The organism is Nitratireductor kimnyeongensis (assembly GCF_019891395.1).
GTDB classification, from domain to species: Bacteria; Pseudomonadota; Alphaproteobacteria; order Rhizobiales; family Rhizobiaceae; genus Nitratireductor; species Nitratireductor kimnyeongensis.
Genome location: NZ_CP078143.1, coordinates 1308704 through 1326307 on the forward strand (window position 1 = coordinate 1308704; position 17604 = coordinate 1326307).

24 protein-coding genes are annotated in these 17604 nt (G+C 58.8%); 10 read left to right on the forward strand and 14 right to left on the reverse strand.

Annotated features, from left to right (window positions below):
• Positions 1 to 25: 25 nt before the first annotated feature.
• From ectB to KW403_RS06165, 4 genes are all read left to right on the forward strand, one after another.
• Entirely contained in the window at positions 26 to 1315 is a 1290-nt protein-coding gene (gene ectB, locus KW403_RS06150; protein WP_223021848.1) for a diaminobutyrate--2-oxoglutarate transaminase, read from the forward strand.
• Between the two features lie 5 nt (positions 1316 to 1320).
• Positions 1321 to 1713 (forward strand): ectoine synthase, encoded by a 393-nt coding sequence (locus KW403_RS06155; protein WP_007010253.1) that lies wholly within the window; start codon positions 1321 to 1323, stop codon positions 1711 to 1713.
• A gap of 87 nt (positions 1714 to 1800) precedes the next feature.
• Positions 1801 to 2736, forward strand: coding sequence for an ectoine hydroxylase (gene thpD / locus KW403_RS06160; RefSeq protein ID WP_223021849.1), 936 nt, complete (start codon positions 1801 to 1803; stop codon positions 2734 to 2736).
• Positions 2737 to 2757: 21 nt separating this feature from the next.
• Positions 2758 to 4242, forward strand: a complete 1485-nt coding sequence (locus KW403_RS06165; protein ID WP_223021850.1) for an aspartate kinase — start codon at positions 2758 to 2760, stop codon at positions 4240 to 4242.
• A gap of 131 nt (positions 4243 to 4373) precedes the next feature.
• Here KW403_RS06165 and KW403_RS06170 read toward each other — a convergent pair whose 3' ends face one another.
• The 4 genes from KW403_RS06170 to KW403_RS06185 all read right to left on the reverse strand — a co-directional run bounded on the left by KW403_RS06170 (position 4374) and on the right by KW403_RS06185 (position 7430).
• On the reverse strand, positions 4374 to 4667 hold the full coding sequence (locus tag KW403_RS06170) for a GNAT family N-acetyltransferase (RefSeq protein WP_223021851.1): 294 nt from the start codon (positions 4665 to 4667) through the stop codon (positions 4374 to 4376).
• Positions 4664 to 5290 (reverse strand): alpha/beta hydrolase, encoded by a 627-nt coding sequence (locus tag KW403_RS06175; RefSeq protein WP_223021852.1) that lies wholly within the window; start codon positions 5288 to 5290, stop codon positions 4664 to 4666. Before KW403_RS06175 ends, KW403_RS06170 begins: the two co-directional genes overlap by 4 nt.
• Positions 5291 to 5293: 3 nt before the next feature.
• Positions 5294 to 6226, reverse strand: coding sequence for a ring-cleaving dioxygenase (locus tag KW403_RS06180; protein ID WP_223021853.1), 933 nt, complete (start codon positions 6224 to 6226; stop codon positions 5294 to 5296).
• Positions 6227 to 6398: 172 nt separating this feature from the next.
• A complete protein-coding gene (locus KW403_RS06185; RefSeq protein ID WP_223021854.1) occupies positions 6399 to 7430 on the reverse strand; it encodes a PRC-barrel domain-containing protein in 1032 nt (343 codons plus the stop codon).
• Positions 7431 to 7643: 213 nt separating this feature from the next.
• Between KW403_RS06185 and KW403_RS06190 the strand changes: the two genes are divergently transcribed.
• Positions 7644 to 8561 (forward strand): diacylglycerol/lipid kinase family protein, encoded by a 918-nt coding sequence (locus KW403_RS06190; RefSeq protein ID WP_223021855.1) that lies wholly within the window; start codon positions 7644 to 7646, stop codon positions 8559 to 8561.
• A 56-nt stretch (positions 8562 to 8617) separates the two neighbouring features.
• Here KW403_RS06190 and KW403_RS06195 read toward each other — a convergent pair whose 3' ends face one another.
• The 4 genes from KW403_RS06195 to KW403_RS06210 all read right to left on the reverse strand — a co-directional run bounded on the left by KW403_RS06195 (position 8618) and on the right by KW403_RS06210 (position 10245).
• Positions 8618 to 9127 carry a Dps family protein gene (locus tag KW403_RS06195; protein ID WP_223021856.1) on the reverse strand — a complete coding sequence of 170 codons (510 nt, stop codon included), beginning with the start codon at positions 9125 to 9127 and terminating at the stop codon, positions 8618 to 8620.
• 45 nt (positions 9128 to 9172) lie between these two features.
• The gene (locus KW403_RS06200) at positions 9173 to 9367 is read right to left on the reverse strand and encodes a hypothetical protein (protein ID WP_223021857.1); all 195 of its coding nucleotides are present in this window, start codon (positions 9365 to 9367) and stop codon (positions 9173 to 9175) included.
• An 89-nt stretch (positions 9368 to 9456) separates the two neighbouring features.
• Positions 9457 to 9882 carry a hypothetical protein gene (locus KW403_RS06205; protein ID WP_246637908.1) on the reverse strand — a complete coding sequence of 142 codons (426 nt, stop codon included), beginning with the start codon at positions 9880 to 9882 and terminating at the stop codon, positions 9457 to 9459.
• Between the two features lie 24 nt (positions 9883 to 9906).
• Entirely contained in the window at positions 9907 to 10245 is a 339-nt protein-coding gene (locus KW403_RS06210) for an ElaB/YgaM/YqjD family protein (protein WP_223021858.1), read from the reverse strand.
• A 141-nt stretch (positions 10246 to 10386) separates the two neighbouring features.
• Between KW403_RS06210 and KW403_RS06215 the strand changes: the two genes are divergently transcribed.
• Positions 10387 to 11580: an AI-2E family transporter gene (locus KW403_RS06215; protein WP_246637909.1), complete on the forward strand. Its 1194-nt coding sequence runs from the start codon at positions 10387 to 10389 to the stop codon at positions 11578 to 11580.
• On the opposite strand, the gene KW403_RS06220 is transcribed toward KW403_RS06215, so the two are convergent.
• On the reverse strand, positions 11510 to 12259 hold the full coding sequence (locus KW403_RS06220) for a Crp/Fnr family transcriptional regulator (protein ID WP_223021859.1): 750 nt from the start codon (positions 12257 to 12259) through the stop codon (positions 11510 to 11512). The genes KW403_RS06215 and KW403_RS06220 overlap by 71 nt on opposite strands.
• A gap of 167 nt (positions 12260 to 12426) precedes the next feature.
• Here KW403_RS06220 and KW403_RS06225 point away from each other — a divergent pair, with 167 nt between their 5' ends.
• Positions 12427 to 12798 (forward strand): response regulator, encoded by a 372-nt coding sequence (locus KW403_RS06225; RefSeq protein WP_246637910.1) that lies wholly within the window; start codon positions 12427 to 12429, stop codon positions 12796 to 12798.
• On the opposite strand, the gene KW403_RS06230 is transcribed toward KW403_RS06225, so the two are convergent.
• Both KW403_RS06230 and KW403_RS06235 read right to left on the reverse strand, forming a co-directional pair.
• Positions 12795 to 13346, reverse strand: coding sequence for a sigma-70 family RNA polymerase sigma factor (locus KW403_RS06230; protein WP_223021861.1), 552 nt, complete (start codon positions 13344 to 13346; stop codon positions 12795 to 12797). The genes KW403_RS06225 and KW403_RS06230 overlap by 4 nt on opposite strands.
• 5 nt (positions 13347 to 13351) lie before the next feature.
• Entirely contained in the window at positions 13352 to 13558 is a 207-nt protein-coding gene (locus KW403_RS06235; protein ID WP_223022464.1) for a NepR family anti-sigma factor, read from the reverse strand.
• Positions 13559 to 13761: 203 nt separating this feature from the next.
• On the opposite strand from KW403_RS06235, the gene KW403_RS06240 reads away from it, so the two are divergent.
• From KW403_RS06240 to KW403_RS06250, 3 genes are all read left to right on the forward strand, one after another.
• On the forward strand, positions 13762 to 14556 hold the full coding sequence (locus KW403_RS06240) for a response regulator (protein WP_223021862.1): 795 nt from the start codon (positions 13762 to 13764) through the stop codon (positions 14554 to 14556).
• Between the two features lie 126 nt (positions 14557 to 14682).
• Positions 14683 to 14850, forward strand: coding sequence for a DUF1328 domain-containing protein (locus tag KW403_RS06245; RefSeq protein ID WP_223021863.1), 168 nt, complete (start codon positions 14683 to 14685; stop codon positions 14848 to 14850).
• Positions 14851 to 14939: 89 nt separating this feature from the next.
• Complete coding sequence (locus KW403_RS06250; protein ID WP_223021864.1) at positions 14940 to 15266, forward strand: hypothetical protein; 327 nt, start codon at positions 14940 to 14942, stop codon at positions 15264 to 15266.
• A 60-nt stretch (positions 15267 to 15326) separates the two neighbouring features.
• Here the strand turns inward: KW403_RS06250 and phoB are convergent, their stop codons facing one another.
• Genes phoB through pstB form a run of 3 tightly spaced genes read right to left on the reverse strand, consistent with a single transcriptional unit; the run spans position 15327 to position 17599 of the window.
• Entirely contained in the window at positions 15327 to 16013 is a 687-nt protein-coding gene (gene phoB, locus KW403_RS06255; RefSeq protein WP_025030226.1) for a phosphate regulon transcriptional regulator PhoB, read from the reverse strand.
• Positions 16014 to 16050: 37 nt separating this feature from the next.
• The gene (phoU, locus tag KW403_RS06260) at positions 16051 to 16761 is read right to left on the reverse strand and encodes a phosphate signaling complex protein PhoU (RefSeq protein ID WP_223021865.1); all 711 of its coding nucleotides are present in this window, start codon (positions 16759 to 16761) and stop codon (positions 16051 to 16053) included.
• A 22-nt stretch (positions 16762 to 16783) separates the two neighbouring features.
• A complete protein-coding gene (pstB, locus tag KW403_RS06265; protein ID WP_223021866.1) occupies positions 16784 to 17599 on the reverse strand; it encodes a phosphate ABC transporter ATP-binding protein PstB in 816 nt (271 codons plus the stop codon).
• Positions 17600 to 17604 lie beyond the last annotated feature (5 nt).

Genomic DNA, 17604 nt, shown 5'->3' on the forward strand with positions numbered 1-17604 from the left:
GACCGAACAATCCGAAGGAAAAAAGATGACGACCGTTACGACGGACGACAAACAGATTTTCACGCGACGCGAATCCGAAGCGCGGAGCTATTGCCGCAGCTTCTCCACCGTGTTCACCAAGGCCAAGGGCTCGACCCTGACAGACGCCGATGGTCGAGATTACATCGACTTTCTGGCCGGCTGCTCGAGCCTGAACTATGGCCACAACGACCCGGACATGAAGGCCGCCCTGATCGAGCATATCGAGCGCGATGGGGTGACCCATGGGCTCGATATGCACACCGATGCGAAGGCCGAGTTCCTCAAAACCTTCGAGCGTCTCATTCTGCGTCCGCGCGATATGGATCACCGTGTCCTCTTCACCGGCCCGACGGGCGCCAACGCCATCGAGGCCGCACTCAAGATCGCCCGCAAGGTGACGGGGCGCCAGAATGTCGTGTCCTTCACCAATGGCTTCCATGGCGTCACGCTCGGCGCGCTGGCGGCAACCGGCAATGGCTATCATCGCGGCGGTGCCGGCGTGCCACTCAACCACGTCACGCGTATCCCCTATGACGGTGCCATGGGCGGCGACATCGACACGGCCGATCTTCTGAACCGCATGCTTTCCGAGCCCTCCAGCGGGGTTGAAAAGCCGGCAGCGATCCTGCTCGAGACCGTGCAGGGTGAAGGTGGCCTCAATGCCGCATCGCGCGAGTGGGTACGCCGCGTCAGTGAGATCGCCCGCGCCCATGGCGCGCTGCTGATCATCGACGACATCCAGGCAGGCTGCGGCCGTACCGGCAATTTCTTCTCCTTCGAGGAGATGGGCATCTCGCCGGACATCATCACCATGGCGAAATCGCTTTCGGGCTACGGCCTGCCGTTTGCCACGGTTCTGGTGAAGCCGAAATACGACGTGTTCGGCCCGGCCGAGCACAATGGCACGTTCCGCGGCAACAACCACGCATTCGTCACCGCACGCGTGGCGCTGGAGAAATACTGGGCGGATGACACGTTCCGCGCCACGATCGCAGAGCGCAGCGCCTATATGGAAACGCGCCTCAACGAGATCGCCGCGCTTCTGCCCGACGCCCGCGTGAAGGGCCGGGGCATGATGATGGGCGTGGATGTGGGCTCAGGAGAGCTGGCAAGCGACATCTGCAAGCGTTGCTTCCGCGACGGGCTGATCATCGAGACGTCCGGCGCCCATGACGAGGTGGTGAAGATCCTCTGCCCGCTCAACATCGAGCAGGAGACCTTTGCGCGCGGGCTGGACATTCTTCAGTCTGCCGTTGCCGAAAAGACCCAGAACACAAAAATCGCAGCGGAGTAACCAATATGATCGTGCGCGACCTGAACGAAGCGAAAAACACCGAACGCCACGTCCACTCGGAAGGGTGGGACAGCGTGCGTCTTCTCCTGAAGTCGGATGAGATGGGATTTTCCTTCCACATCACCACCATCCATGCCGGCGCCGAACTGCACATGCATTACAAGAACCATCTTGAATGCGTCTATTGCGTCGACGGCACGGGCTCCATCGAGGATTGCGCCACCGGCGAGGTCCACAAGATCAAGCCGGGCGTCATGTATGCGCTCGACAAGCACGACAAGCACATTCTGCGCGCAGACGCAGAAAAGCCGATGATCATGGCATGCACCTTCAATCCGCCGGTTTCCGGCAAGGAAGTGCACCAGGCCGACGGCTCTTATGCGCTGGAGGATGCATAACCTTTCCCAGGCCTGGCACCCTTCCAAAACGGGGTGCCAGGCTCATGCATCCGCCGGCGAAAACCCTGAAAGAAAAGGAGAACGACCATGACAGCGATGTCGAAGGAACGTGACCGAAGAAGTCAGGATCCCTACCCCAGCAGGCTGCCCGAAGAACGCTGGCTGCCCCGGCAGGACCGAACCGTTTGGAGCCAGTGGCGCCCCGATGCGCCCCTGACAGCACAGCAGGCCGACCAGTTTGACCGTGACGGCTTCCTGATCCTCAAAGACATTTTTACGACCGAAGAGGTCGAGGCGCTGAAGGCGGAATCCGCCGCCATGCGCAATGGCGAGCGTGACCTGATGGATGGCAGCGTGATCACCGAGCCCGGCTCGGATGAGGTCCGCACCATCTTCAAGCTGCCCGATCAGAGCTCCCTCTTCAATCGCCTGGCCAGCGACCGCCGCGTTGCCGGCATCGCCCGTTTCCTTCTCGGCGACGAGGTCTACATCCACCAGTCGCGGCTGAACTACAAGCCGGGCTTCACCGGCAAGGAATTCTACTGGCATTCGGATTTCGAGACCTGGCACGCCGAGGACGGCATGCCACGCATGCGTGCTGTTTCCGCCTCGCTGCTCTTGACCGACAATGACGCAATGAACGGCCCGCTCATGCTGATGCCGGGTTCGCACAAACACTTCATCGCCTGTGCGGGCGAGACACCCGATGAAAACCACAAATCCTCGCTGAAGAAGCAGGAGGTGGGTGTGCCCTCGCACGAGGCGCTGGGCAAACTCGCGAGCGAGCACGGCATCACCGCCGCCACCGGCAAGGCCGGCACGCTGGTGCTGTTCGACTGCAACACGATCCACGGCTCCAACGGCAACATCACGCCGTTTCCGCGCTCCAACGCCTTCTTCGTTTTCAACGCCATGTCAAACCGGCTTGAAGAGCCGTATGGCGCAAGAAAGGCCCGGCCGGACTTTCTCGCCGAGCGCGGCGAACCAACCCCTGTCGAAATCAAGACCGGGAAACTGGCATAAGCCACAACCGAACTGGACATCATGACTGACCGACAAGAAAGCGGTGCGGCTGAAAAGGGCCGCACCAACCAGCAACAACGTGGCATCCACACTGTCGAGAAGATCGGCGGTACGTCCATGAGCCGTGCCCGCGAGCTGCTCGACACGATCCTGATTGGCAAGCGCAAGGGCGATGCGCTCTACAACCGCGTCTTCGTCGTCTCCGCTTTCGGCGGCATCACGGACAAGCTGCTGGAGCACAAGAAGTCGGGCGAGCCCGGTGTCTATGCGTTGTTCGCCCATGCCGACAATGAGCACGGCTGGATGGAGGCGCTGAGCGCGGTGAGCCGCGCCATGCACACGATCAATCACGAGATGTTCACAGAGGCCGCCGACCGCCACGCCGCCGACGATTTCGTGCGTGAACGCATCGAGGGCGCGCGGGGCTGTCTGATCGACCTGCAGCGCCTTTGCTCCTACGGGCATTTCCAGCTCGGCGAGCACATGCAGACGATCCGCGAACTTCTCTCGGCGCTGGGCGAAGCGCATTCGGCCAACAATCTGGCCCTGCTTCTGCGCCGGGCGGGCGTGAACGCGCGTTTCATCGACCTGACAGGTTGGCGCGATGAGAGCCAGCCGACCCTCAACGAGCGCATCGGCCAGGCATTCGACGAGATCGATCTGTCGCGCGAATTGCCCATCGTCACCGGCTATTCGCAATGCCGTGAGGGGCTGATGCGCGAATTCGACCGCGGTTATTCCGAAGTGACCTTCGCCACCATCGCGGCACTCACCAGCGCGCGCGAGGCGATCATTCACAAGGAGTTCCATCTTTCGAGCGCCGATCCGCGCCTCGTCGGACCGGAGAATGTGCGCAAGATCGGCCGCACCAATTACGATGTCGCCGACCAGCTTTCCAATATGGGCATGGAAGCGATCCACCCGAAGGCGGCGAAGAAGCTGCGCCAGGCCGGTGTGCCGCTGCGCGTCGCCAATGCTTTCGAGCCGGAAGACCCCGGCACGCTGATCGATGCGGAGCCGGCCGACGGTGCGGGCGTCGAGATGGTTACCGGACTGCCTGTCACCTCTCTTGAACTCTTCGAGCAGGACATGGTTGGCGTGAAAGGCTATGACGCCGCGATCCTCGAATCGCTTACGCGCCACCGCGTGCGCATCGTGTCGAAAAGCTCGAACGCGAATTCGATCGTCCACCATCTGGAAGCGACGCTCAAATCCGTGCGCCGCGTGGAACGCGATCTTGCCGAACGCTACCCCGCCGCGCGCATCACGGCGCGCCGCGCTGGCATGGTATCGGTGATCGGACGCGATCTGACCGGACTCGGCGTCATGCTGGAAGGCCTGAAAGCTCTCGATGAAACTGGAGTGGAGCCGCTCGCCTCGCAGGAGACGGGCCGTGGCGTCGACGTGCAGTTTCTTGTTCGCAGTGAAGACCTGGAAAAAGCCGTCAAGGCGCTACACCGGGCCTTCATTGAAGAGGGGGAGGAGACGTTGAAGGAAGCGGCCTAAGCCGGTTTCCTTCAACGTAACCCGTTTGTCCAGAGCATTCTGCAGTCAGGTGGGATCACCTGACGTCCGCACAAATGCCGATAAACCGATGGATTGAGTGGAGCAGCGTTTCCGTGAAACGGTGAACCGCTCTAGCGCGCCAGCACATCTGCCCATTCGGGATGGCGCCGGAACTGGGCGTTGGCAAACGGGCAGAGCGGCCTGATCTTGATGCCATTGGCGCGCGCGTCTTCCACGGCGCGCGTGACCAGTGCGACGCCCACACCTTGACCGCGAAAGGCATCGGGCACTTCGGTGTGGTCGATGATGATCTGGCTCGTGCCAATCTTGGAGAACGTCATCTCCGCCTCATGGCCATCGGCGCGATAGAGATATCGCCCCTTGCTGTCATTGTCCTCGCGGAGGATGGCTTCGCTTACACTCATTGTTCTTCTCCCTTCAAAAACGGATGCAGGAACCGCCCTGCCGCTAGGGTTTCGTTCGGACGGATCTCATGTCCGCCCTCATGCCACTCGATTTCGCTCACAGCGCCGGAATTCGAGAGATAGTCCCCAAGCCGGATGCTCAGTCGTGCAGGGCAAATAGGGTCCTTTCGCCCCGCCGTGATTAAAAAGCGTGTCGTCACAGGGCCCACACCCCAGCGGGGCGCAAAGGGGATGAGCGGATGCATCAGCACCGCGGCATCGAAAAGCTGTGGCGCGGCAAAGGTCACGGAAGCGAGAATGTTCGCTCCGTTGGAGTAACCCAGACCGAGCACCGTGCTGGGCTCTTCCCGCTGCACATGGGCGTCGATGAACGCGCGCATACGCTCGGTCGCCCGCGCCAGATCGTCCATGTCGTAGACCCCCTCGCCGGTGCGCCGGAAGAAACGTGCCGCGCCTTGTTCGTTCACATCGCCACGTGGTGAAACAATGCCGGCTCCGGGCGCCAGCTCCGCACCCAGCTGCAGGAGCTGACGCTCGTCGCCGCCTGTTCCATGGAAGAGGAACAGGAGCGGTTTTCCCGGCCCTGCCGTGGCCAGGTGATGCACGTAATTGTCGGTCGCCACGGCTCAATCCCCGATCTTGGGAAGTGAGGCTTCGAGCCGCTCGCGCAGATGCGCGTGCTGTTTGGGCAGTTTCAAAGCCTCGCCCAAATGCTCCATGTCTTCATCACTGGCAAAGCCCGGCTCGTTGGTGGCGATCTCGAACAGGACGCCGCCGGGTGCGCGGAAATAGATCGAATGAAAATAATCCCGGTCGATGACCGGCGTGATCTGAAACCCTTGCGCGACAAGCTCGTCACGCACGGCGATCTGCGCTTCGTCATCGGCGACAGCAAAAGCAATGTGATGGACCGAACCGGCACCCTGCCGTGCCACAGGGGCATCGGGCCGGGTTTCAAGGTCGATCAGATCAGCGCCATTGCCACCCTTTCGGACCATCCGCAGCACACCGTCTTCCTCGCCAAGCGACGTGTAACCCATGAGCGAGAGTAGCGCCTCGGTGCCGCCGCGGTCACGCAGCACCAGTGAAGCGGAGTGAAATCCACGGATTGCCACCGCGTCGTCAACACCCGCCCCGATCCAGGGTGCCCGCTTGTCATCGCTCGTTTCGACAATGGCGAACCCGTCGCCGTCCGCACCGTCAAAGAGCAGGCGTTTTTCTCCAAAACGGCCCTCACGGAAGATATTGCTCGCGCCTTTTTCTGAAAGCCTCTGCTCCCAATAATCGAGACTGTTTTCGGGAACGGCATAAACGGTCGTGCCCACCTCGCCTGCACCACGTCTGCCGGAGACGATGTTGGGAAACGGGAAATAGGTCATGACGGTGCCAGGCTGGCCGGTGCCATTGGCATAGTAGAGATGATACACGTCCGGCGCATCGAAATTGACCGTCTTTTTCACACGGCGCAGGCCGAGCACATCGGTACTGAACCGGTCCGTTGCCCGCGCGTCCCGCGCCATGGAAGTGATGTGATGAATGCCTTCAATCTGCGTCAGCATGGCAATTCCTTTCGCGCTTGGCCGTCGCATATCTGCGACAAACCCTGACGCCAAGATGGCGATAAATACGCGTCGATAAAAGCGGCAACGATCAAACGCATTGTCAACGCCGCATAAACAAAGAGCCCCGCGCATCGCACGGGGCTCTTCGTTGTAATGCGGTACGCGCAGATTACTGAACCTGCATCCGCATTTCATCGCGACGCTCACCATAGCTCGCCTCGTCATAAGCCGGCTGCTGCTCCAGCTCTTCCTCGGTGAACTCGGTGTAGAGGTAGAGGGAACCATTGCCGTCGCTCATGAAAGCGAGATTGTCCATGCCGATCGCGACCTCTTTTTCCCCGATGCCGAGGAAACCGCCGACATCAACGATGATCGCATCGACCTTGCCGTCCTGCGAGATGATCACGTCACCAATCTCGCCAATGTTCTCTTCATTGGCGCCATAGACCGTGGTGCCCGTGAGTTCCTCAGTACGAATCTCATTCGCAGGCATTTCGTTCAGGCTGGAACGGTCGATCGCAGACGTCATGGTCTCGTCGGTAGCCTGATCCTGCGTGTCCGCCGCCTGATCGACGGGCTTGGAAGCATCATCGGCCTCTGGAGCAGGCGCTGCGGCCATGCCATCGGTCTTTACAGCTTCATCGCCGCTTGTCGCGTCGGTGGCCGGCGCCATCGCACTCTCTTCAGCGTTTTCGTCAGTTTCGGCCGGGGCGTTTGCCAGATCATCTTTCGACGCAGGCTCGGCGTGCGAGACGTCGGCGTCAGCCGGCATCGGACGATAAGCGGACCGGTCGAATTCTTCCTGAGCTTCCAGAGCGTCGGCCGTGGTCTCTACGACGAGCCAGCGCTCGCCATCCCGTTCGGCCCACTCAACCAGATCATACTCAAGGGCAACTTCTTTCTGGCCGATGCCGAGGAAGCCGCCAACGCCGACAACAATGGCGCTAACGTCGCCCTGCTCGTCCAGTACGAGGTCATTGACCTCGCCGATATTCTCGGCTTCTTCGCCGGTGCCGTTGTAAACGGTCTTGCCGATCAGGTCGGTGGCGAGATGGCCGTCAGCGCGCACCACCATTTCGGTGGGCTGCTCGGTGGGTGCAGCTGCCGGTGCGCCAGTTCCCGTCGTGGTCGACGTCTGGGCGACAGCGCCGGTCGCCACAAGAGTTGCAATTGCGGTGGTCGCCAAAAGGTTGCGGAACATGATATGCTCTCCGTGTGCAGTGTTTCTGTACAGGCCACGCACCGAACCGAACCTGCCAGGGAGGATTGGTGTGTGGCCGTTTGCATCGATAGAACGCGCCGCCCCGATTCTTGTTCCGCGATTTTCTTCTCACTCTGACAGTCTTCTTTCGGGAACCATTCTTTCCGCCTCCCCTTAAGGTCGGACTACAGAGAAACCGTTAGGAAACCCCCGATGCATGTTCTGGCCGTTCTCAACCGCAACGGAGGAACACTCCGAACCCTCGACACAGACGCCCTCGCTGAAGAGATAAGAAACATCTTCGAGACAGCCGGCCATTCCATCGAGGTCAGGCTCTGTCCCGGCAAGGATATCGTGTCGATGATGGAAGAAGCAGCCAGTGATGAGAACGCGGACGTTCTTCTCGCCGGTGGCGGTGACGGCACGATCTCGCTTGCCGCTGGATTGCTTGCGAATTCAAAGAAGGCCCTGGGCATACTCCCCGCTGGCACGATGAACCTTTTCGCGCGCAGCCTTGGCGTTCCGCAGGAATTGCATAAGGCCATGCAGTCTCTGGCGCATGGCTCGATCCAGCAGGTAGACATAGCGGAGGCAGATGGCACCTATTATGTGCACCAGATGTCGATCGGCATGCACCCACAGCTTATACGCTTGCGCGAACGCATGGAGTTCCGGTCCCGACTGGGCAAGATCTTCGCTTCAGCGCGCGCGGCATTCGTGACGATGATACGGCCACCCAAACTGGAGCTGGAACTGGAACTGCCCGAGACGAAAATGCTCGCCACCACATCAAACCTGGCTATCACCAACAATCTGTACGGTGAAGGTCAACGTCTTCCTTTCACCGACAAACCAGACGGTGGCCAGCTCGGCATATACATAACGCACGCTCGTACACGCGCCGAAATGATTCTTTTCTTCCTCAATATGGGGATTGGCCGCTGGCGAAAGAACGAACAGGTGGAGATCCATCAGGCGAGCGAGGTCACCGTGCGTGTCCGCTCCGGAACCCAACGCTTCAAATGCGCCATAGACGGCGAATTGCGACCATTGCCCAAAGAGACGCGGATCGTCCTTCATCCGAAGGCCCTGCGTGTTCTCGTGCCTAGGCAGGAGAGTGAGCCCTCCTAAAAAAAAACCGGCCGGAACGAGCCGGCCGGAAGCAGTCTTGGGAGAAATGTCGCTTATCAATCGGCGATGAGTGCACGCAGCATCCAGAGCGCCTTTTCGTGGAAGGTCAGCCGATCGGTGAGCATGTCGGCGGTAACGAGGTCGCCCTTCTCGTCGGCCTTGGTGCCGATTTCGCGCATCTTGCGCACGGCTTCCTCATGATCTTCGACCAGGTCCTGCACCATTTCGAGCGCCGAGCGGCCCGACGCGCGAAGCTCGATCGACGTGTCGACACCCTTGCCACTCAGAATGGGAGCGTGATGGCCGAGTGCGCGCACGCGCTCGGCGATGATGTCAGTCGCCTCGAAAAGCGTGTTGTATTGCTCTTCCGTCAACACATGGATCGAATGAAACAGAGGCCCCACGACATTCCAGTGGTAAATATGCGTCTTGATCAAGAGGCGGTAGGTATCAACGAGAATTTCCGAAAGACCGGCGGAAATTTCCTTCCTGTCAGCGGCAGACAGGCCGATGTCCATCTTTTCGGCGTGGGTTTTCGGTTTGAGAACTTCGGCGGCATCACTCATGGAATACTCCTGTGTTTAACGTAGTTTGGCGAACACCCGGCCGGGTCAGCTCGCTGGTTCATCCTGTGCGGCCGGCATTTCTATGGCCTGCTGATCATCCAGCATCAGGCCGTAAACTTCGACGCCCCACCAGACCAGGGCAGCCAGCAGCAGGCCGAACACCAGCACCATCAGCACTGGAAAGCCACGACGCCCCTGGCGGGCATCCTGCGGCGTTGTCTTTCTGTTGGTTTCGGGCATGATCACTGCTCCTGTTTCTGTGCCTCATTCAATGCCGAGGTCAGAAGAGAGTTCCATCAAAATCCAGGAACAGCGCTGCGTCTGCCTCTCTAATGGTTGTCCGGGTCTTGACCGGAATTCTCGCGAAAGATCGCGTATCCCAGGACCGCCAGAACCGGCAAAGCTATGGTTCCAAGCCGCCCTGTTCGCGAAAGAACCGAGGGCAACAAGGTCAGGGCTGCCGTGCCGGCGAGCACACCTGCATCGGAAACGCGACGGCGGCGCGCACGGCGGACCTGAATCCGGGTCCACACCTTCAAACTGACGAGGACGACGAGCGCCATGGCCACAAAGGCGATACCAAAGCCAAGTGACGCCTCGAGCACACCCCATTCCCGCGAAGCCGCGATGAACCCGGCCAACACCAGGAAGCCGAGCCCGAAAAGGCCAAGCAGTGCCGCCAGCGCATAGAAACCGGTTGCGACTTTCATGCGCTTGAACACACTCGAGAACTCTCCGGCCGCGAGTGAAGTCAACAGCCTTGCCATCATGGCGAAGACCTAACGGCGGGTGGCGAGAGCGATGAGAAATCCTGCCCCCACAGCCAGCGCAAGCGAGGTGAACGGCCGCTCACGCACTGTGCGAGCCAGTTCCTGCTCAAGCTCCTGTGTACTGTCCTTCACGCTGTTCAAGGCCGCCTCACCCTGCCCCCGCAACTGCTCAATGCGTTCTCCGGCCGCCTTGCGCGCTGCCTCGCCAGACTGACCACCCATGTCCTTGAGATGGCTGACCAACTGCGCCATGTCGGTGCGCAGCTGCTGAATATCTTTTTCCAGATCGCCGGTCGTTACCGCATCGTTGTTCTGGGCTCGTGCGGATTTCGCGGTGGTCGTTGCCATGTAAAATCTCCCATATCTGGCGCCATGTTTCGGGCAGGGTTCACTCACAGCCCAACGCAAAACCTTCAACGAAGTTCCCTCATCGAAGGAACCATTTGGCTTCCGACGCGCTTTTCAGTGAAACTCTCGGCGGAAAACTGGATGGATCAAAAGTCTCTGGACACATCGCGCAAACGCTCGCACATCATGACTCTCGAGATGGCGCTGACCTATGGCGCTCAGAGCTCCGTTCTGCTCCTGGGTCTGATGGCGCTGATTGTCGCGCTGCACTTCGGGCGCTTCCTGTTGGCACCGATGTCGCTCGCTATTTTCATTGGCTTGATGCTTGGGCCCATTGCCAACCGCCTTGAGCGAATGGGCATTTGGCCAGCCGTCTCGGCTGTGGCAGTGGTGCTTATCTTCATCGGTCTTGTCAGCGGGTTCCTGACAGCCATCGCAGCCCCGCTAACTGCCTGGGCCGACCGACTGCCCCAGATATGGAACGAATTGCAGTTGCAGCTTTCGAGCTTGAGGCAGCCTCTCGGCACAATCAAGGAGCTGCAGGAACAGATCCGGTCCGTCACAGGGGGCTCCAGCGTGACAGTCGCCGTGCAGGAAGACACCACCGTGGAAAATGTCGCAGTCCTTGCGCCATCACTGCTGGCTCAATTGCTGATTTTCTTTGCCAGCCTCTATTTCTTCGTGGCCACACGGCACGAGACGCGGGCGGCAATTTTGCGCCTCTGTTTTAATCGTCGTTTGCGCTGGCGGGTCGCGCACATTTTCCGGGACGTTGAGAATGCGGTCTCGGATTATCTTCTGTCGATTACAATCATCAATATTGGCCTGGGCCTCGCTGTGAGCATCGCTCTTTGGCTGCTCGGGGTTCCCTCCCCGGCGCTTTGGGGAGCAATGGCTACATTGCTGAACTTCGTGATCTATATCGGCCCTGCGGTCATGGCCTGCGTGCTGCTGGCTGTCGGGCTCGCCACTTTTGATACGTTGACAGCGAGCTTTCTGCCGCCTCTCACCTATCTGGCACTGAACGCGACCGAGGCGCAGTTCGTCACGCCGACCGTGATCGGTCGCCGGATGACGCTAAACCCCTTCATCGTTTTCCTTGCAATTGCCTTCTGGCTCTGGATGTGGGGGCCTATCGGAGGTTTCATTGCCATCCCAGCGCTGCTGACACTTTATGCAATAGCCGGCAACATCATTCCAGGCATCGAGCCTCCCGCGCCCACAAAATCGCGTTCGTCCACGCCCTCCCATGAACCTCGGAGGCCTATAGAAAAGGCCGCTTCGCCACTTTCTCAGCCGTCCAGTCCGCCAGTTCGGCCAAGGCCTCCGGATTGAGTATCCGGCAGCCTCCATCTTCCCATTTGAGAAATCCCCGTTCGGCGAGGCGCGCAATAGTCTTGTTGGTATGGACAAGCGACAGCCCGAGCGTGTCAGCCACGTGCTGCTGCGTAAGCGAAACAGTACCGTTGCCGATCAGGCCACATTGCCGGCTACGCTCAAGAATGAACATCAACAGGTAAGCGACCTTCTCCAGCGCAGTGCGACGACCGACCGTAAGAAGGTTGTCGTCCAGCATGCATTCCTCTCGGGAAGCGATCCAAGTGATGTCATAAGCGAGCTCGGGAAACTCCCGATAGAGAGAAAAGAGCTCCGCTTTCTCAAACACACACAACACCATGCTCGACAGCGCCTCGACCGAGTGTTTCATCTCGCCGAGCAGGTTTCCCTGCAATCCGACAAGGTCCCCCGGCATCACATAATTGACGATCTGCCGGCGGCCGTCTTCAAGCAGTTTGTATCGAAAGCCCCACCCGGAAAGAACGGTGTAGAGGTGTGGATTGTGCGCGCCCTCGACCAAGACGGTCGCGCCCTTTTTCACCGCGAGGTCACCCTTCTTGAAGCGGCCGATAAAATCCAGTTCACCCTGCTCGAAATCACGAAAAAGATCACGCTTCCTCAAGGGGCATTTTTCACACGGTAGACTGGCGTGAGCGCGTTCTTGTTCTTTGGTCACAGGTTGCCTCGATCCGCGGATCCGGAAGCACGTCCGCCGATCCCCTCAGCTTCTTTGGTAGCATGTCTTTTTTTAATGACAAGTCAGTCAACTAATGAGATTTCAGGAGAAAATATCACTGGTTTCGGAAGGATGCCCGTTTGAAAAAAAGCCTTGATGGGGCCCGAGTGCTTCTGGTTGAAGACGAAGCGCTGATTGCCATGAGCATTGAAGAGCTCTGCAAGGAACACGGCGCAGAGGACGTCGTGACCGTCACTTCATTCAACGCGCTCAATCCGGACATCCTAGAATCCGGGCGGATTTCGACGGCGATCCTCGACATCAAAATTTCCGACAATTGGACAAACGAATTCGCCCAGCTGCTGCAAAGCCGGCAAATCCCGTTCATTTTCGCTACCGGCTACGCCGCCAACCATCAGGTCTTCGAGACCTTCAACGGCGTAACCGTGGTGGAAAAGCCATATAAGGACAGCGACCTGATCCAAGCTTTGGCGCAGGCGATCGGCTCATCGTGTCAGAATGGTACCCGCTCGGATTAAGCGGTGAAGACGGAGTTCGTTATCTGGGCCGAGATTGCATCCGGACCGAAATCGTTCTCGCCCGTGATTTCCAGGATTTCCTGCAGACGGGCGCGTGCACGGCTGACCCGGCTCTTGATCGTTCCGACCGCACAGTCACAGATCTCCGCAGCCTCTTCGTAAGAGAAGCCTGAGGCACCGATCAGAATGATCGCCTCACGCTGATCCTCAGGCAGTTGCTCCAGCGCCCGGCGAAAATCCTTGAGATCAACCGAACCTTCCTGAGCCGGGTGGACAGACAAACGCCCCGTGATGGCACCGTCGCTATCTTCCACCTCGCGCTTCCGCTTTCGCATCTGAGAGTAGAATTCGTTGCGCAGGATCGTAAAAAGCCACGCCTTCAGATTGGTGCCCGGCTGGTAGCTCGCCTGCTTGTCCCAAGCTTTGACGAGCGCCTCCTGAACCAGATCATCGGCCCGGTCAGCGTTCTTCGAAAGTGAGACCGCAAACGCGCGAAGGCTGGGTACGGTGGCCAGAAGATCATCACGAAAGCCAGGATATACACTCATTGACATCAATCCTTGCTTCCGGTCGTTTCAGAGCTGCTCTTCTGTTCCAACTGGCTGAGAAGATCGCTGAACCGGTCCGGAATATCTTCCGCTATCAAATCGTCATAGTACTGCCTGAGCTTGCGCCCGATCTCCGAGTTTGCGCCAAGAGGATCGCTGTCCTTCCCGCGCTTCTCCTGACCCCGTTGGGTATTGGGTTTGCCGTAATTCATGCCCTGTCTTTGTCCATATAGTCTTGTCTCCCAATGAAGCGGACGCACTGAAATGGCCCGCACCACCACTCTTCCATACGGAATAGAACGCTGCTGAGCAGAAAACGTTCCCTCCTTATGGAACATTTTCGCGGAACGAGCGTTTCCCATGACATAAATATTCTTTGTTCGCATTGCCATATTACGAGGGAGACCTGAAATCCATGACCTTGTCAGCGCGTATCGCACCGCACCTTCCATATCTGCGGCGCTTTTCCAGAGCTGTGTCCGGCTCTCAAACGAGCGGTGACGCCCTGGTGGCCGCGGCGCTTGAGGCGCTGATCGCCGACACGAGCATTTTCCCCGAGGCATCGACAGACAAGATCGCGCTCTTCAGGCTTTTCACATCGCTCTTTGAGACACTCGATGTGCGTATCCCCGAAAGTGCGCCGACATCCGCTTGGGAACAACGCGCTTCCAGCAATCTGTCGTCACTCGCACCCCGCCCACGGCAGGCTTTCCTTTTGGTAGCCGTCGAGAACTTCCGCCCGGAAGAAGCGGCGGAAATTCTGGAAACCGACATGAAGGGCATCAATGCGATGCTGCATGAGGCCAGCGAGGAAATTTCCCGCCAGGTGGCCACCGACATCCTGATTATCGAAGATGAGCCGTTGATCGCGATGGATATCGAGGAAATGGTCGAAAGCCTTGGTCATCGTGTCGTCGGCAACGCCCGAACGCACAAGCAAGCGGTCGAGATGTTTGCTAAAACGCAGCCGAAAATGGTGCTGGCAGACATTCAGCTTGCCGACGGGAGTTCGGGCCTCGACGCCGTGAATGAGATTCTTGAAGGAGCGACGGTCCCTGTAATCTTCATCACGGCTTTCCCGGAGCGACTTCTGACAGGCGAGCGCCCTGAACCAACCTTCCTCGTCACGAAGCCTTTCAGTCCGGAAATGGTCAAGGCACTCATCAGCCAAGCGCTTTTCTTCGACCACCAGGCTCGTGCGGCTGCCTGAGCAGCACAGCGCTTTTCTGATGAAAAAGGCCGCCTTCTGGCGGCCTTTTTGTTTGCCGGACTTCTTTCTCCGGGAACCAATCTTCGCGGATAACGTTTAAATCGCATAACTAAACGGAGAGACAGAATGCTTTACTGGGCCCTTATATTTCTCGTCGTCGCTCTTGTCGCCGGCGCCCTTGGTTTTGGCGGTATTGCAGGCGCTTCAGCAGGTATCGCGCAAATCCTGTTCTACATCTTTCTGGCCCTTCTCGCGATTTCCCTGATCATGGGACTGCTGAGAGGCCGCCGTTAAACGAGTACAGAAAACGTAAACATACGCGGCACCAACGATGCGGACCTTCCATGGCTTCCGCATCAGGAAAACAGTGAAAGGAGAACGCCATGGAACACATCGCTGGGCTTCTTCTGGTTGTCGGTTGTTCCGGCAACATGGCTGAATGCCGCGAACTTCCCGCCCCTGCTCCGATCTATGAAACCTTCGAGGAGTGCGAGGCCGAGAAGCCGGTTTCCCTGCGTGAGCTTGAAGGTGAAGCGCCGCGGGTGATTGCAACGTGCGTCTTTGTGGATCCTGCACTCGTCTATGATGACGCAGTGCTGGAATGGGACATCACCAAAGATGGACAGCTCACGGCCTCACTGGAGCCGGTTACCAGCTTCGCTGTCGCTCACAACGGGCATGCGCGTCAGAAGAATATCTTCACCGAGTGATCAGACTGCAACTTCAACGAAACCCCGGCAATTTGCCGGGGTTTTCCATGTCAGCCTGCCTCAGGCTTCTCGTATGGCGTAACCTGCGCCGCGAATGGTCCGGATCACATCGGGAAGCCGGCCCTGGTTCACGGCTTTGCGCAATCGGCCCACATGGACATCGACGGTGCGTTCGTCGATATAAATCGTCTCACCCCAGACATTGTCGAGCAGCTGGCTGCGCGAAAATACCCGTCCGGGATGCTGCATCATGAATTCCAGCAGGCGAAACTCGGTCGGCCCGAGCCGGATCTCATTCTTGCGCCGGTAGACGCGATGCGATTCCCGGTCGAGCACGATATCACCCACAGAGAGCACCGTTGAAAGCACCTCAGGCTTGGCTCTGCGCAGAAGCGCCCGCACACGCGCAACGAACTCCGGGGTCGAGAACGGCTTCACCAGATAATCGTCGGCGCCAGTGGATAGCCCGCGAACGCGGTCGCTCTCCTCTCCGCGAGCGGTGAGCATGATGATCGGCAGACGCTCGGTTTCAGGGCGCATGCGCAGCCGGCGGCACAGTTCGATGCCTGATACAGCCGGAACCATCCAGTCCAGCACGAGCAGATCGGGTACATTCTCCTGCAGGCGCACCTCGGCTTCGTCGCCGCGCGAAATCATCTCGACCTGATAACCCTCGGCCTCCAGATTGTATTTCAGCAAGACGCAAAGCGGTTCGTCGTCTTCAACGACCATGACCTTGGGGGCAATCATGGAAGGCATTCTCCTAAAGCATTGCTACGGCCGTCTAGGCATCCGCATCGACCGTCATCTGTGTTTCGTCTAGCTTCGGCCGCTGGACCGGAAGCTGTTCCCCCGTCACCACATAATAGGCATTCTCAGCGATATTCGTTACGTGATCGCCAATGCGCTCCAGATTCTTCGCGCAGAAGAGAAGATGCGTACAGGACGTGATATTCCGCGGATCTTCCATCATATAGGTCAACAATTCGCGGAACACCGACGTGTACTGAATGTCGATTTTCTCATCGTCGTCACGCAACTGGATCAGCGCCTTGGCGTCGCGCTTGACGTAGTGTTCGACCACAGCATCGACCTGTCGCAGCACCAGACCTGCCATCGCATCGATTGAATGAGCAAGCGTGCGCGGCGTGGCGCTCTGACCCACGGCACTGACGCGCTTGGCGATGTTCTTCGCAAGATCACCGATACGTTCCAGATCCGCGGCCATGCGTATGGCGCCGACAACGCTGCGCAGATCCTGTGCCATTGGCTGGCGCTTGGCGATCAGCGTGATGGCACGCTCGTCGAGATCACGCTGCTTGGCATCCATGATCGTGTCATCGGAGATGACGCGCTGCGCAAGTGCGGTATCGGAATGAAGAAGGGCATTGGTGGAGGCGCGGGTCATCGCACCGGAGAGATCGCCCATATCGCGAATGAGGCGGTCGATCTCACCGAGTTCCTCATCGAAGGAGCTGACTGTGTGCTCACCCATGATCTGGTTCCTTATCTGTGCGTCAACCGAAGCGACCGGTGATGTAATCCTGGGTGCGCTTGTCATCCGGATTGGTGAACATCTTGTCCGTCGGACCTTCCTCGACAAGGTTGCCCAGATGGAACATGGCCGTGCGCTGCGAAACGCGCGCCGCCTGCTGCATGGAGTGCGTCACGATGACAATAGTGTAGTTCTCGCGCAACTCGTCGATCAGTTCCTCGACCTTGGCAGTGGCAATGGGATCGAGAGCCGAGCAGGGCTCGTCCATCAAGATAACCTCGGGCGACACCGCGATGGCGCGCGCAATGCATAAGCGCTGCTGCTGGCCACCGGAGAGACCCGTTCCAGCCTCATGCAAACGGTCTTTCACCTCGTTGAAGAGACCGGCTTTCTGCAGGCTGGACTCGACCACCTCATCCAACGCGCTCTTGGAGGAAACAAGGCCATGAATGCGCGGCCCATAAGCAATGTTCTCGTAGATCGATTTGGGAAACGGGTTGGGCTTCTGGAACACCATGCCAACGCGAGCGCGCAGTTCCACCACATCGACTTTCGGGTCGTAAATGTCCTGCCCGTCCAGCGCGATCTCACCTTCCACCCGGCAAATATCGATCGTATCGTTCATGCGATTGAGGCAGCGCAGGAAAGTGGATTTGCCGCAGCCCGAAGGACCGATCAGTGCCGTGACCTGCTTTTGTCTTACGTCGAGATCGACATCGAAGAGCGCCTGCTTCTCGCCGTAGAAAACCCGGACCTTGGTCCCGCGCATCTTCACCGGCAACTCTTCTGTCCTGTTCTGCACCGCTTCTTCCACGGCCGCGTCCGTCAACATGTTCATATCTC

Bases quoted from the DNA above. Each gene is read 5' to 3' on its own strand.
- ectB (WP_223021848.1), top strand. From the start codon at position 26: ATGACGACCGTTACGACGGACGACAAACAGATTTTCACGCGACGCGAA.
- KW403_RS06155 (WP_007010253.1), top strand. From the start codon at position 1,321: ATGATCGTGCGCGACCTGAACGAAGCGAAAAACACCGAACGCCACGTC.
- thpD (WP_223021849.1), top strand. From the start codon at position 1,801: ATGACAGCGATGTCGAAGGAACGTGACCGAAGAAGTCAGGATCCCTAC.
- KW403_RS06165 (WP_223021850.1), top strand. From the start codon at position 2,758: ATGACTGACCGACAAGAAAGCGGTGCGGCTGAAAAGGGCCGCACCAAC.
- KW403_RS06170 (WP_223021851.1), bottom strand. From the start codon at position 4,667: ATGAGTGTAAGCGAAGCCATCCTCCGCGAGGACAATGACAGCAAGGGG.
- KW403_RS06180 (WP_223021853.1), bottom strand. From the start codon at position 6,226: ATGCTGACGCAGATTGAAGGCATTCATCACATCACTTCCATGGCGCGG.
- KW403_RS06185 (WP_223021854.1), bottom strand. From the start codon at position 7,430: ATGTTCCGCAACCTTTTGGCGACCACCGCAATTGCAACTCTTGTGGCG.
- KW403_RS06190 (WP_223021855.1), top strand. From the start codon at position 7,644: ATGCATGTTCTGGCCGTTCTCAACCGCAACGGAGGAACACTCCGAACC.
- KW403_RS06195 (WP_223021856.1), bottom strand. From the start codon at position 9,127: ATGAGTGATGCCGCCGAAGTTCTCAAACCGAAAACCCACGCCGAAAAG.
- KW403_RS06200 (WP_223021857.1), bottom strand. From the start codon at position 9,367: ATGCCCGAAACCAACAGAAAGACAACGCCGCAGGATGCCCGCCAGGGG.
- KW403_RS06210 (WP_223021858.1), bottom strand. From the start codon at position 10,245: ATGGCAACGACCACCGCGAAATCCGCACGAGCCCAGAACAACGATGCG.
- KW403_RS06215 (WP_246637909.1), top strand. From the start codon at position 10,387: ATGGATCAAAAGTCTCTGGACACATCGCGCAAACGCTCGCACATCATG.
- KW403_RS06230 (WP_223021861.1), bottom strand. From the start codon at position 13,346: ATGAGTGTATATCCTGGCTTTCGTGATGATCTTCTGGCCACCGTACCC.
- KW403_RS06235 (WP_223022464.1), bottom strand. From the start codon at position 13,558: ATGAATTACGGCAAACCCAATACCCAACGGGGTCAGGAGAAGCGCGGG.
- KW403_RS06240 (WP_223021862.1), top strand. From the start codon at position 13,762: ATGACCTTGTCAGCGCGTATCGCACCGCACCTTCCATATCTGCGGCGC.
- KW403_RS06245 (WP_223021863.1), top strand. From the start codon at position 14,683: ATGCTTTACTGGGCCCTTATATTTCTCGTCGTCGCTCTTGTCGCCGGC.
- KW403_RS06250 (WP_223021864.1), top strand. From the start codon at position 14,940: ATGGAACACATCGCTGGGCTTCTTCTGGTTGTCGGTTGTTCCGGCAAC.
- phoU (WP_223021865.1), bottom strand. From the start codon at position 16,761: ATGGGTGAGCACACAGTCAGCTCCTTCGATGAGGAACTCGGTGAGATC.
- pstB (WP_223021866.1), bottom strand. From the start codon at position 17,599: ATGAACATGTTGACGGACGCGGCCGTGGAAGAAGCGGTGCAGAACAGG.